Source organism: Noviherbaspirillum sp., from assembly GCF_035254685.1.
Taxonomy (GTDB): Bacteria; Pseudomonadota; Gammaproteobacteria; order Burkholderiales; family Burkholderiaceae_D; genus Noviherbaspirillum.
On record NZ_DATFAI010000003.1, the window covers coordinates 12,698 to 25,367 of the forward strand.

Genomic DNA, 12,670 nt, shown 5'->3' on the forward strand with positions numbered 1-12,670 from the left:
GATCGTTAGCATTCCAGCATATCCCAGCATATCCCGGCCACGTGCCGGATACCAGGACGATCAATGTACCCAGAACGCATCGCCAAAGCCCTGCTGCGGGCCAGGGCATTCATCCAGGCGGGCAACGCCGAGCTCGCGCTTCCCGATCTTGAAAAAGCCGTGCAAAAGGCGCCAAAGGGATTCGAAGCTTGGTTCCTGCTCGGCCAGGCCAAGGGCATGCTGGGCGATTTCGAAGGCTCCGAACTGGCCCTGAAAAAAGCGGTGCCGCACAATCCGAAGCATGGCGACCTTTGGTACAACCTCGGCATTTCCCATTCTGCCCGCGGCCAGTACGAAGAGGCGATGGCCTGCTATCACAAGGCGATCGTGCATTCCTCGCCGCGCCTGCATCCGGGCGCCACGCACAACTTCGGCTCCTGCCTGATCTCGCTCGAGCAATACGACGAAGCGGTCGAAGTGCTGGACGCATTTTCGCATCGCCATGAAAGTGCCGACGTCATCGCCCTGCTCGGCATCGCGCGCCAGGGCAAGCATGACTTCACTGCCGCGCTCGCCGCGTACGAACGCGCGCTCGCGCTCGGCATGGACAACTACATGCTCAACCTGAACATCGGCGTGTGCCACTATTCGCTGGGTGACTTCCGCAAGGCAGCGCATTACATCGAGCGTGCGCTGGAAATCAGACCCGATGACTCCATCGCGCTGTTCAACCTGGCGCGGACGCGTTTCGAGATGGGCGAGGTGGCGCAGGCCATCGCGCTGTTCGAAAAGAACGATTCACATTCGAGCGAGAGCGCGCGCCTGTTTGCGCTCAACTTCCTCGAGCCCTGCGATCCGCCGGCACTGTTGCGTGCGCATGCAGAGTGGGGCGCGCGCGCGGCAACGCAGGCAAGCGCATTGCCGCCGTTCGACCCCGACAGGAACCCCGAGCGGCCGTTGCGACTCGGATTCGTTTCTGCCGATCTGCGCGCACATCCGATCGCCTTCTTCCTGGAAAATCTCATCGCGCGCATCGACCGCACGCAATTCACGCTGCATTTCTATTCCGACGTACGCACCGCCGACGCGGTCACGGAACGCTTCCGCACACATGCGGACACTTGGACCGACATCTTCAACATCACTGACAATGCGGCCGTGGCTGACATGGTGCGCAAGGACGGCATCGACATTCTGTTCGACCTGGGCGGGCACACCTCCGAGCGCGTACGCCTGTTCGCGAACCGCATCGCCCCGGTGCAGGCCAGCTATCTTGGCTACGCGGCGACGAGCGGCCTGCCGCAGATGGATTACTTCCTCACCGACACCGTGCTCGATCCGGTCGGCATGACGGAATCGCATTACACCGAGAAACTCTGCCGCCTCGGCAATGCCTTCGTTTCCTACACGGCGCCCGACAGTGTCGCAGCCGCTGGCGACCTGCCGATGCGCGCAAACGGATTCCCGACCTTCGCCTCGTTCCATCGGCTCAATAAACTCAGCGACAAGACCATCGCCACCTGGGCGCAGGCGCTGCATGCAGTGCCCAATGCGAAGTTGCTGCTGGTGGCGAAGGGACTTGGCGCCGAGAGCGGACGCGAGCGCCTGTTGCAGGCCTTCACCGCGCATGGCGTGCCGGCATCGCGGCTGGAATTCCGCGGCCATGTGCCGATGGAGGAATACCTCGCGCTGCACCGCGAAGTCGATCTTGTCTTCGATTGCTTCCCATGGAACAGCCACACCACGGCGATGCACGCGCTATGGATGGGCGTGCCGACGCTGACACTTGCCGGCCGCCATCATGCCGGTCGCTTCGGCGAACTGGTCCTGCGCGGCGTCGACCTGCCGCAATGCATCGCCGCCGACGCAGATGATTTTGCGCGCATCGCAAGCCAGCTTGCTTCCGAGCCCGACGCGCTGCAATCGCTGCGGCAAGCCGCGCGCGGCTGCCTCGCCGCTTCGGTCCTGTGCAACCACGACCTACTGGCATCGCGCTTCCAGCAGGCATGCCGCCGCATGTGGCGCAATTTCGCCGAGGGCAGGCGGGAGCACATTACGGTCGATTAGCTGGGCCTGACCGATAACGATTGCGAGTGCTCGTCTTCCGCTCAAAATCGTTTGTCTACGGAAAACACGAAAGACACGAAAGACATGAAAAATTTTTTAGTCCTTTTCCGTGCATTTAGTGTTTTCCGTGGACATCCATTGCATCCCCTGTTACCACGCCGATGCGTTACACTCGTGGCCGGTGCCTGCATGCATGATGACGTGCGGGCTCTCAACCTTCCTGACAATCCCGCCATGCTCCTGCATTCCCTCTCAATCACTCTGCCCAAGGTGTCGCGATGAGCGCGCATCCGGCGATCCACTGGAACGAAGGCGATCAGGCGCATTCAGCGCGCTGGCGCTCCGAAGCGGGCGTGCCGCCGCCAAAGCGCGTCGTCGTTGCCGATGACCGCATGGCGGCCGACACGGCTTATCGCCTCGCCTGTGAAGGCACGGCCTTGCTCTGGCGCGGCGATTTCCAGAATGCGCGCCAATTGTTGCAGGCGCTGGCGCGGCGCATCGATCGCAAGACGGAACGCCGCGCAAAACCGCAGGTGCCGGCGACGCCCGCCGAGTCCTTCCACCTGCACCGCAAGGCGCAGGCGCAGCGCGCGCGCATCCTCGGCATGCTGCTGCTGCCGTTCGAGCCCGGCCACGTGATTCCCCTGCGGCGCGCGCCTGATGTGCAGCAGGCCTGCAGCGAGGCGTACGGCGCGGCCGGTGAAGCCTATGTGGCCTCGCTGCGCGAGCTGCTCGGCCTGATCGGTGCGCATGAATGGCGGCGCAAGGGCGTCGAGATTTCTGCGCTGGGTGCGCGCATCCATCCGCATTACGGCGTGTTCTCGCCGGTGCGCGGCGAATATGTCGACCTGGTGGCGCAAGCGCCGCTGCCGTCCACGCAGTCCGCATTCGATATCGGCACCGGAACCGGCGTGCTGTCGGCGGTGCTCGCACGGCGTGGCGTCCGGCACATTGTCGCGACGGACCAGGATCCGCGTGCGTTGGCCTGCGCACGTGAAAACATTGAGCGGCTGGGATTGGCTGCACAGGTGGAGATCGTGCAGGCAGACCTGTTTCCCGCAGGGCGTGCGCCGCTCATCATTTGCAATCCGCCCTGGGTCCCGGCGCGGCCAAGCTCGCCGGTCGAATTCGCCGTGTTTGATCCCGACAGCCGCATGCTGCGCGGCTTCCTTGACGGGCTGGCGGCACACCTGGAACCGGGCGGCGAAGGCTGGCTGATCCTGTCCGATTTTGCCGAACACCTCGGGCTGCGTTCACGCGACGAACTGCTCGGCTACATCGACAAGGCTGGATTGAAAGTGCTGGGGAAACTCGATGCGCGGCCACGGCATCCGAAGGTGACGGATGAAACCGATGCGCTGCATGCGGCGCGCGCGGCGGAAGTCACCTCATTGTGGCGACTCGGCGTGCAAGGAAAATGACGGTGCGTCGATGCAAGAGCTTTCTTGCAGGAGCATGAAACAAAGAGGGGCGGATGAAATTGCCGCCCCTCTTTTCATTGCCATCAGGATTATTTCTTTGCGGCGTCGGCTTTCTCTTCCGCAGCATCCTTCTTTGCCGTCGCGATCTTCTTCTTTGCCTTGGAGGTTGCCTTGGCCTTGGACTTGTCGGCCTTGGTGTCGGCTTTCACGACTTCGGACTTCTCGTCCGCCTTCGCCTTGGTCACTTTCTCTTCCGCCTTGGCATCAGCCTTGACGGTCTTTTCCTCCGCCTTGGCTGCTTTCTTCTCGGTGCTGGCAGCGGGTTTGGAAGCCGGGGCCGGTGCGCTGGACTGAGCAAACGCGGCGGTGGCAAACAGGCCTGCGATCAGGGTTGCAATCAATGTCTTCATAACTACTCCTTCGTGAATGAGCCAAGACAAAAGGTCTTGCTGCATGGATGACAACGAAGGCGGCGAGACGCCAGTTGACCCCGAGTTGTAAGGAATTGTTAGTTGCAGGCAGCCTTGCATCGCCGTTACATCGGGCAATCACGAGCGCAATCACGAGTGCAATGCGTGGCGACAATGCGCAGCGGCAACGCCTATGTCATGCATCAATACCGGCGATGCGGTACATGGGTATAAGTGAAGCACGGGCACCTCACGGGCACCAATACGCATTGCATGCGCCATGGCGGGCGCAAGAGTTTCCTTCCCTATGTCGGCAAGCTTGAACATTCTGTCGGTCGGAGCGCTTTCCTGTGTTGCGATGCTGCTCGTCCTCGGTTCCCTGAGCCGCAGCGAAATCCCGGGAATCAGGGAGTGGTGCAGTGCCAATGTGCTGGCGGCTGCGGCGCTGGCGCTCCAGACCCTTGCCGGAGAACTGCCGCCATGGCTTGCCATCGAGGCGGTGACCTTTTCCCATGCCGCCGGTATTGCCGCTGCGTTCGCCGGCTTCCGGCGCTTTACCGGGCACCGGATGCGCTGGAGTGCGGTGGGCGTCGCGCTTGCCCTGCTGATCGCTGCAACGATATTGTTCCATTACCGTTTCGATTCGGCCGCGCTGCGTGCTGCCTCCTTCGGCCTGTTTGAAGGAGGGCTATTGTTGGCTATCGCCCTGGCACTCGCGCGGGCGCGCAAGCCTTCCCGCCTGCGTGCACCGTATCTCTTCATCGTGGCGCTGGCGCTGGCGGCTGCGCTTGGCAACGTAATGCGTATTGCCGCTGCGTTCGAGACGGAATACGCAGCCTTGCCGCAGTCTGAAGTGTGGCAAGCATCGTTGCTTGCGATGGATGCGTTCATCGTGCCGCTGCTGGGCCTGGGCGCGGTGATGCTGGTGCATGGCAGGTTGCTGGCCCAGTCCGAGCACGCCGCCAACCGCGACTTCCTGACCGGCGCGTGGTCACGCAGCGCCTTCTTCGAATCGGTCGAGCAGGAGCTGTCGCGCGCCAGGCGCACCGGGCGTGCCTTGTCCCTGCTCCTGATCGACATCGACCATTTCAAGCAGATCAATGACGACTACGGCCATGCCGGCGGCGAACAGGTCTTGATGGATGTGGTGCTGCGCGCGGAAGGTGCGTTGCGCAATGCCGACGTCTTCGCACGCATCGGCGGCGAAGAATTTGGCGTCCTTCTGCCGGAAACCGACCGCTACGCCGCGCACGCCGCGGCCGAGCGCCTGCGTGTCGCGCTCGACACCAAGCCTCCCGCAGGCAAGGCGCGCGGAGCCACGACCGCGGTTCCCTACACCGTCAGCATCGGCGTCGCGACCTTGCGCGGTGCCGACTCACAGATCGACCTGCTGCGCCGCGCCGATGCAGCGCTCTACACGGCAAAGGCGATCGGGCGCAACCGTGTGGTGTCGGAAGCGGATTGAATTTCGGACGTCCACGAAAAACGCGAAAAGAAATCAAGGGAATTTTCCGTGCTTTCTGTGTTTTCCGTGGACAAGAATTTTCCTACCCTCGATAACGCAGTGCGCTCTACAGCACCCGCACGCACAAGCGGAAATCCGGGTCCTCGTCGTATTTCCTGATGTCGAAATCGAGGCTGCGCATCAGCTTGAGCATCGGCGCGTTGTTGGCCAGCACCAGGCCTTCGACTTGCGACAGGCCCTTGATACGCGCCACATCCATGATCGACAGCATCAAGCGCGAGCCGACGCCCTTGCCGTTGAAGTCATCCGAGACCGCCAGCGAAAACTCGCAGGTCGACAGGTCGGGATTGGTGACGTAGCGCGACACACCGATCATGCGTTCCGTTTCCGTGAAGCTGCCGTCGGGATTCGGCGTGCGTTCTCGCTGGACGGCAACCAGCGCCATTTCGCGGTCGTAGTCGATCAGCGTGAAGCGCGCCAGCATCTTCAGCGACAGTTCGCGCATGGTCGAGACGAAGCGGAAATAGCGGCTTTCGGGCGACATGCGGCGCACGAAATCCTGCAGCATCTGCGCATCGTCGGGATGGATCGGGCGCACGGTGTAGTGCCCACCGCCGCGCAGCGGCCATTCCTTCTCCTGCGCCGACGGATACGGCAGGATCGCCAGGTGGTTATAGTTGTCCGCGCCGCCGGGCGCATTGTCGACCACGATGCGCGCATCGACCACCAGCGCACCCGTCTCGTCGACGATTACCGGGTTGATATCCATCTCGCGCAGTTGCGGCAGCGCGCACACCATTTCCGACACGCGCAGCAGGATCTGCTCCAGTGCCTCGCGGTCGGCGGGCGGCGTGCCGCGCCACGCGCCCAATGTCTCGGCCGAGCGGGCGCGATCGATCAGGCGTTGCGCGAGGAACTGGTTGAGCGGCGGCAGTTCGATGGCGCGGTCGGCGATCAGCTCGATCATGGTGCCGCCGGCACCGAAGGAAATCACGGGGCCAAAGGGCTCGTCAGTGCTGACGCCGATGTACAGTTCGCGCCCTAGCGGTTTGCCCGACATGTTCTGGATCGTCACGCCGTTGATGCGCGCATCGGGGCGCAGGCGGCTGACGGTGGCCATCATGTCATGCCAGGTGTCGCGCACCGACGCCGCATTGTGCATGTTGAGCGCGACGCCCTGCACATCGGACTTGTGCGCGATGTCGGGTGAATCGATCTTGAGCGCGACCGGATAGCCAAGCTGGTTCGCGACCAGGATCGCCTCGCTTGCCGAGCGCGCGAGGATCGTCTTGGTGACCGGGATGTGGAATGACGACAGCAAGGCTTTCGACTCCATCTCGGTCAGCACGTGGCGTCGTTCCGCCAGCACGCTCTCGATCAGGATGCGCGCGCCTTCCAGGTCCGGTTCGGCCAGTGCCGACAGCGGCGGCGGGGTTTGATGCAGGAGCTGCTGGTTGCGGTGGAAGTGCGCGATGTTGCTGAACGCATCAACCGCCGCTTCCGGAGTGCGATAGGTCGGGATCGACGCGCCGGCGAGGATCTTGCGCGCGTCGGCCACGCGCTCGTCGCCCATCCAGCAGGTGACGAGCGGCTTGCCCATAGAGGGGTGCAGGTCGACCAGCGCCTGCGCGACGGCGCAGGTATCCAGTTCCGGCTTGGGCGAGAGGATCGCCAGGATGCCGTCGATGCCGCTGCTCGCAGCGCAGGCCTTGATGGCGGCGCGATACTGCGCGGCGTCGGCATCTTCCGACAGGTCGATCAGCGACTGCAGGCAGGCCAGCGGCGACAGCTGCGGTGCGAGTTCGACAGCAGCGTCCTGCGGCAGTGCGGCCAGTTCCAGCCCGAGTTCATTGGCCCAGTCGGCCGCCAGCACGCCCGGCCCGCCGCCATTGGTGACGATGGCCAGGCGCTTGCCGACTGGCAGGGTACGTCCCGACAGGCCTTTCGCAGCGGAGAACAGCTGCACGAAGGTGCGCACGCGTACCGCGCCGGCGCGCTGCAGCGCGGCGTCGAACACATCGTCGCTGCCGACGATGGCGCCGGAATGGGTCAGTGCGGCCTTTTCGCCGGCCGGCTTGCGTCCCGCCTTCAGCACGATCACCGGCTTTGCATTGGCGGCGGCGCGCAGCGCACTCATGAAGCGCCGCGCGTTGCGGATGCCTTCCAGGTAAACCACGATGCCTTGCGTCGAGCGGTCGTCCGCGAGGAAATCGAGCACTTGCGCCAGATCGACGGCGGTATTGGCGCCGAGCGAGACCACGGCGGAAAATCCGACACCGTTCTTCTCCGCCCAGTCAAGGATGGAGGAGGTCAGCGCGCCGGATTGCGACACCAGCGCCAGCGTGCCGCTGCGTGCGAGCGAACCGAGCGCGCTCGCATTCAGGGCGAGGCGCGGACGCTGGAAGCCCATGCAGTTCGGGCCGAGCAGATGGATGCCATGCTGCTTCGCGATCCCCTGCAGTTCGGCGGCGAGCTTGGCATCGACGCCGCTGGTGAGGATCAGCGCGGTCCTGCTCTGGATGCGTGCGGCGACTTCCAGCGCGGCGGCCAGCTGTTCGCAGGGCAGGGCGATGATGGCGAGGTCGGAGCCGGACTGAGCGAGGTCGCTCAGGGTGCCGGTCATGCCGATGTCGAGGAAGCTGACGGGAATGTCGAGCTTGCCGTCGCGCAGTTGCCCGGTGATCAGGCGGCCGGCGCTTGTCTGTTTGTCCGGCGTGTTGATGTCGCCGGCGAAGACCACGATGGAACGTGGGGAGAAGAGAGGGGTGAGGTAATGCTTGTCCATGTTTGGCTAATCGTCATCTGTATGTTTGTTTTTCAACGTGGCGGATTCGTTATTTGTCTGCCATCGTAATCGTTCTTTCGTTGCGGTGCAGTGTGGTCCGGTGCTCGGCGAGCGCGTCAGTATCAATCAGCGTCAGCATCCTTTCGACACACTTGCCACTGCATACCACTGTCATTCCCGCGCAGGCGGGAATCCAAGTGCGTCCGCAAAATCGTTCTTGCGTTCCCTCCCCCTTGCAGGGGGAGGGTTAGGGTGGGGGTAGTGCGGTCGGGCTAATACTTGCAATGGCTCGACCGCATCAGTTCCCAAAAAAGGTTTTCTTTCGTTCCTCTCTCCGGTAATGCAACTCTTTGCGCTCTCCGTGGATGCTGGCCGGGACTGGCCCCGGTGGGCCACCTACTTTTTTGCTTCGCCAAAAAAGTAGGCAAAAACAGGGGGGACGCCGAGTCCGACCGCACCTCGCTGCCCCTTCGGGGTTCCCGAAGAATTCACCGGCCAAGCGGGAAGCGAAATAACTCGCCCTCGCTGCGCTCGGAGCTCAGACAGATTTCGCTTCTTTTTCCGCCTGGCCGGCGAATTCTTCGGCAGCTCACAGCGGGAAGGACAACAGCCTCTATGCGCAATCCTTGCCATCTGAACTACGGTGCGTTTGTGGTTCAATCCGCCCCAATCAACACCTTCACATGCGCCACCACGCTTCTGGCCAGCGGTGACAGCACATACCCACCTTCCAGGCAGGACACGATGCGTCCCTTTGCATGGCGTGCGGCGACTTGCATGATTTGCCTTGTCACCCATTCATAGTCTGCTTCGACCAGGCCGAGATGGCTCATGTCGTCTTCGCGATGGCCATCGAAGCCGGCGGAGATGAAGATCATCTCGGGCTGGAAGGCGTCGAGCGCGGGCAGCCAGCAAATGTCGACGGCTTCACGGAAGGCGGCGCCGCCGGCGCGCGCAGGCAGAGGCACGTTGACCATGTTCGGGCCCTTCGGTTCACTGCCGAAGAACGGATACAGGTTTTCTTCGAAGGTGGAGCACATCAGCACGCGCGCATCGTCGTGCAGGATGTCTTCGCTGCCGTTGCCATGATGGACATCGAAATCGATCAGTGCGACACGCTGCAGACCATGCACGTCGAGCGCGTGGCGGATGCCGACGGCGACGTTGTTGAAAAAGCAGAAGCCGCCGGCGGACTCGCGTTCGGCATGGTGTCCCGGCGGGCGGACGTTGCAGAAGGCAACCGGCGCGTCGCCGCGCACTACCAGGTCGGTGGCCAGCACCGCCGCACCGGCCGCGCGCAGTGCCGCGCGATAGGTATGCGGATTCATCCAGGTATCAGGGTCGATCTGCTCGTAGCCCGTCGTCGGTGATTTCGCTGCGAGTTCGCGCACATGCAGCAGGCTGTGCGCGCGTGCCAGCTGTTCTGCCGTGGCCAGCGGCGCGTCGTAGGGATGCATGTAATCCAGCAGGCCGCTGATCAGCAACTGGTCGCGAATGGCAGCGATGCGATCGGGGCATTCCGGGTGATGCGCGCCCATCTCGTGCTGGCTGCAGTCAGGATGGGAGATATAAGCGGGTAGCATGCAGGTCGGTTCTCGAAGGACAAGACAGCGCCGCGCCTCATGGCGGAGGAAGCGTGAAGAAAATGAAAATCACCGAAACGTTGACATCTTCAACAGTGCGCCAAGCGGTCGCTGATTTCCTTGTTTCAGATCAATATTCCCGGCAGCCAATCAGGTTGATGCCGCACGTCGCTGTGCAGCGGCACTGATAGCCACCACCGCCGGATGCGACAGGCGGCGCTCCACCGAGATGGCGTAGAACTGTTCGACGAGCGCATCGGTGCGGCCGATCTCTTGCACGCCGTACTGCTTTTTCACCTGCGCGGAAACCGTTGCGGGTGCGGCAAAGACACCCGCACCGGCCTGGCCGAATTCCTTGAGCAGCGCGCCGTCATCGAATTCGCCGGCGATGCGCGGCCGGATACCTTCCTTCTCGAACCAGCGCAGCAGGCGCGGGCGCAGTGCCGCATCCTCGCCCGGCAGCAGGAACGGCGCGCCGTCCAGGCTGGCAGGGAAGGCTCCTTTGCAGCGCTTTGCCAGCGCGGGCGCCGCGAAGAAGGCGATGCCGCATTCCCCCAGCAAATGGCTGAAGCCGCGCACATTGCTGTTGGGCGGCATCGGGCCGTCGGCGAGCACGATGTCGAGGCCACGGATCGCCAGTCCGGCAAGCAGCGTATCAAGCTTGCCTTCGCGGCACACCACGCGCAGCGTTTCCGGCAATTTCAGTGCGGGTTCGAGCAGCAGGTAGACGATCGATTTCTGCAGCGAATCGACCACGCCGACCGTAAACTGCAGCGGTCGGTCGCCGGGACGGTGACGCAGCACGTCTTCCAGTTCTTCCCCCAGCGTGAAGATCTCGTCGGCGTAGCTGAACACCATGCGACCGGCATCGTTGAGCTCCATACGCCGGCCGATGCGGTCGAACAAGGTGTATCCCAGCGCTTCTTCCAGCATACCGATCTGGCCGCTGATCGTCTGCGGCGTGAGGTGCAGTTGCTCGCTGGCGCGGCCGATGCCGCCGCACTTCGCCACCACCCAGAAATAATGCAGGTGCTTGTAGTTGAGGGCGCTCATGATTGTTCGAATTTTTCGAATCGAGAATTTATATTATTCGAATTTTAAACAGGTTTCCCGTGGACTACATTGAATTCAAGGCAGCAGCAAATGCCGAACTTCACAACGCAAAGGAGCATGTCATGAGAGTCGATGTCCGCGCCCAGGGTTTTGAACTGACCAATGCATTGATGGAGCACACCGAGCGTCGCCTGCGCTTTGCGCTGAAGCACGCGACTGACCAGGTCCGGCAGGTAACGGTCCGCCTGGCCGACATCAACGGCCCGCGCGGCGGCATCGACAAGCGCTGCAGCGTGCACCTCGTGCTGGACGGCCTGCCCGACATCGTGGCCGAGGATACCGAAGCCGACATGTACGTCGCGATCAATCGCGCTGTCGACCGCGTCGGACGCACCGCACTGCGTCGCATGGATCATTAAGCTCGAATCAGGCTGCCTCCTCGTTGTCGCGGGGAGGCTGGCCGCGCGGCATCGCCGCGACGTCAAAGTCTGCGAAATATCGAGGTGCCGGCACGCGCCCGGCATGATAATGAAGGAGAAGGAACAAGAACAAGCACGCGAACATGAATGCACGCGCTCCATCTGCCATCACACGCACGATATTGCTCTGGCTGTCGTTGGGTGGATTGTTTCTTCTCGGTTTCCTCGTGCTGCAGTGGTTCGTCGCGCCGGTGGTATGGGCACTCATCCTCGCCTACGTCACCTGGCCGCTGTATGCGCGCCTGCGTATCGTCCTGCGCGGCAACGCTACCGGCAGTGCGCTGCTGATGACCTTCCTGCTCACTACTTCCTTTGTGCTTCCGCTGCTGTGGCTGATCGGCCTGATTCAATCCGAATTCATGTTCGCCTACCAGGGTGTCTCTGCCTTCCTCAACGAAGGGCCGCGTCGCCTGCCGGATGCAATCCATGACATCCCATGGCTGGGCGAGCGGCTGCAGCTGATCGTCAATCGGGTGGCGGGTGACCCCGCAGTGCTGCGCGCCGAGGTGCTGGACCTGGCGCAACGCTGGTTCGGCGAGCTGACCGACCTGGTCGGCGGCGTCGGCAGGAATGCAGCGCGCCTGGCCTTCGCGCTGCTGACCGTGATCTTCGTCTATCGCGATGGTGACAACCTGCTCGATCAAGTGCGCAGCGGCATGCACCGCTTCATGGGCAAGCGCGCCGATGCCTATCTTCTCGCCATCGGCAGCACCACCAAGGCAGTGCTGTACGGACTGGTGCTGACCGCGCTGGCGCAAGGCATACTGGCCGGCATCGGCTACTGGGCAGCGGGTATCCGGGCGCCGGCACTGCTCGGCGCGCTCACCGCGCTGGTGGCGCTGCTGCCCTTCGGCACACCGCTGGTGTGGGGTTCGCTCGGCGTATGGCTGCTGATCTCGGGCCACACCTGGGCCGGCGTCGGCCTGCTGCTGTGGGGATCGCTGGTGGTGAGCTGGGTCGACAACCTGGTCCGCCCGCTGGTGATCAGCAGCGCATCGCACATTCCCTTCCTGCTGGTGCTGTTCGGCGTGATCGGCGGATTCACCGCGTTCGGCCTGGTCGGCATGTTCGTCGGCCCGGTCATCATCGCCGTGCTCATGGCTGTCTGGCGCGAGTGGCTCGACGGCCCGTCGAACGAGCGCGCCTGAGGATTCCCTTTCCTTTTTTGAATTCCGGTTTGACATCGTGTTGTTGCGCGACGACTGTGCACTGCGCATGCGCCTCGCGTTTCATTTGCAATTGCCGGATTACGATGCACAATGGAAATATGCAGACCTGATTGAGTAGGTAAGGGCAAACCCGTCGAAAGGCGGGGACGCAAAGCTTCCGGGCTTCGTGTGTGATGAAACAGGCAATGCCGTTCATCGCCATATGCTAGCGGGGTCGCCATCGGCGCAGCGCCGCCCTTTTTCCGACAGGCAGAAACCG

At 62.9% G+C, this 12,670-nt stretch carries 9 protein-coding genes and 1 riboswitch; of the genes, 5 read left to right on the plus strand and 4 right to left on the minus strand.

The genetic code is table 11. The annotated features are described in order from the left end of the window. Positions 1–63: 63 nt before the first annotated feature. Together VJ698_RS00470 and VJ698_RS00475 are read left to right on the plus strand one after the other, a co-directional pair. Positions 64–2,046, plus strand: a complete 1,983-nt coding sequence (locus tag VJ698_RS00470; protein ID WP_324100673.1) for a tetratricopeptide repeat protein — start codon at positions 64–66, stop codon at positions 2,044–2,046. A 278-nt stretch (positions 2,047–2,324) separates the two neighbouring features. Next, complete coding sequence (locus VJ698_RS00475) at positions 2,325–3,467, plus strand: class I SAM-dependent methyltransferase (protein ID WP_324100674.1); 1,143 nt, start codon at positions 2,325–2,327, stop codon at positions 3,465–3,467. An 89-nt stretch (positions 3,468–3,556) separates the two neighbouring features. Here VJ698_RS00475 and VJ698_RS00480 read toward each other — a convergent pair whose 3' ends face one another. Then, entirely contained in the window at positions 3,557–3,877 is a 321-nt protein-coding gene (locus VJ698_RS00480) for a hypothetical protein (protein WP_324100675.1), read from the minus strand. A 307-nt stretch (positions 3,878–4,184) separates the two neighbouring features. Here VJ698_RS00480 and VJ698_RS00485 point away from each other — a divergent pair, with 307 nt between their 5' ends. Continuing rightward, positions 4,185–5,342, plus strand: a complete 1,158-nt coding sequence (locus tag VJ698_RS00485; RefSeq protein WP_324100676.1) for a GGDEF domain-containing protein — start codon at positions 4,185–4,187, stop codon at positions 5,340–5,342. A gap of 106 nt (positions 5,343–5,448) precedes the next feature. On the opposite strand, the gene VJ698_RS00490 is transcribed toward VJ698_RS00485, so the two are convergent. The 3 genes from VJ698_RS00490 to nhaR all read right to left on the minus strand — a co-directional run bounded on the left by VJ698_RS00490 (position 5,449) and on the right by nhaR (position 10,763). Beyond that, positions 5,449–8,127, minus strand: coding sequence for a bifunctional acetate--CoA ligase family protein/GNAT family N-acetyltransferase (locus VJ698_RS00490; protein WP_324100677.1), 2,679 nt, complete (start codon positions 8,125–8,127; stop codon positions 5,449–5,451). A 656-nt stretch (positions 8,128–8,783) separates the two neighbouring features. After that, entirely contained in the window at positions 8,784–9,710 is a 927-nt protein-coding gene (locus tag VJ698_RS00495; protein ID WP_324100678.1) for a histone deacetylase family protein, read from the minus strand. A gap of 150 nt (positions 9,711–9,860) precedes the next feature. After that, complete coding sequence (nhaR, locus tag VJ698_RS00500; protein WP_324100679.1) at positions 9,861–10,763, minus strand: transcriptional activator NhaR; 903 nt, start codon at positions 10,761–10,763, stop codon at positions 9,861–9,863. 122 nt (positions 10,764–10,885) lie between these two features. Here nhaR and VJ698_RS00505 point away from each other — a divergent pair, with 122 nt between their 5' ends. Further along, positions 10,886–11,182, plus strand: coding sequence for an HPF/RaiA family ribosome-associated protein (locus VJ698_RS00505; RefSeq protein ID WP_324100680.1), 297 nt, complete (start codon positions 10,886–10,888; stop codon positions 11,180–11,182). Between the two features lie 143 nt (positions 11,183–11,325). Beyond that, entirely contained in the window at positions 11,326–12,390 is a 1,065-nt protein-coding gene (locus tag VJ698_RS00510) for an AI-2E family transporter (RefSeq protein WP_324100681.1), read from the plus strand. A gap of 134 nt (positions 12,391–12,524) precedes the next feature. Continuing rightward, positions 12,525–12,633: riboswitch (cyclic di-GMP riboswitch) on the plus strand. Positions 12,634–12,670: the final 37 nt, after the last annotated feature.

Coding starts and splice junctions, on each gene's coding strand:
- VJ698_RS00470 (WP_324100673.1), top strand. CDS start 64: ATGTACCCAGAACGCATCGCCAAAGCCCTGCTGCGGGCCAGGGCATTC.
- VJ698_RS00475 (WP_324100674.1), top strand. CDS start 2,325: ATGAGCGCGCATCCGGCGATCCACTGGAACGAAGGCGATCAGGCGCAT.
- VJ698_RS00505 (WP_324100680.1), top strand. CDS start 10,886: ATGAGAGTCGATGTCCGCGCCCAGGGTTTTGAACTGACCAATGCATTG.
- VJ698_RS00490 (WP_324100677.1), bottom strand. CDS start 8,127: ATGGACAAGCATTACCTCACCCCTCTCTTCTCCCCACGTTCCATCGTG.
- VJ698_RS00480 (WP_324100675.1), bottom strand. CDS start 3,877: ATGAAGACATTGATTGCAACCCTGATCGCAGGCCTGTTTGCCACCGCC.
- VJ698_RS00510 (WP_324100681.1), top strand. CDS start 11,326: ATGAATGCACGCGCTCCATCTGCCATCACACGCACGATATTGCTCTGG.
- VJ698_RS00495 (WP_324100678.1), bottom strand. CDS start 9,710: ATGCTACCCGCTTATATCTCCCATCCTGACTGCAGCCAGCACGAGATG.
- nhaR (WP_324100679.1), bottom strand. CDS start 10,763: ATGAGCGCCCTCAACTACAAGCACCTGCATTATTTCTGGGTGGTGGCG.
- VJ698_RS00485 (WP_324100676.1), top strand. CDS start 4,185: ATGTCGGCAAGCTTGAACATTCTGTCGGTCGGAGCGCTTTCCTGTGTT.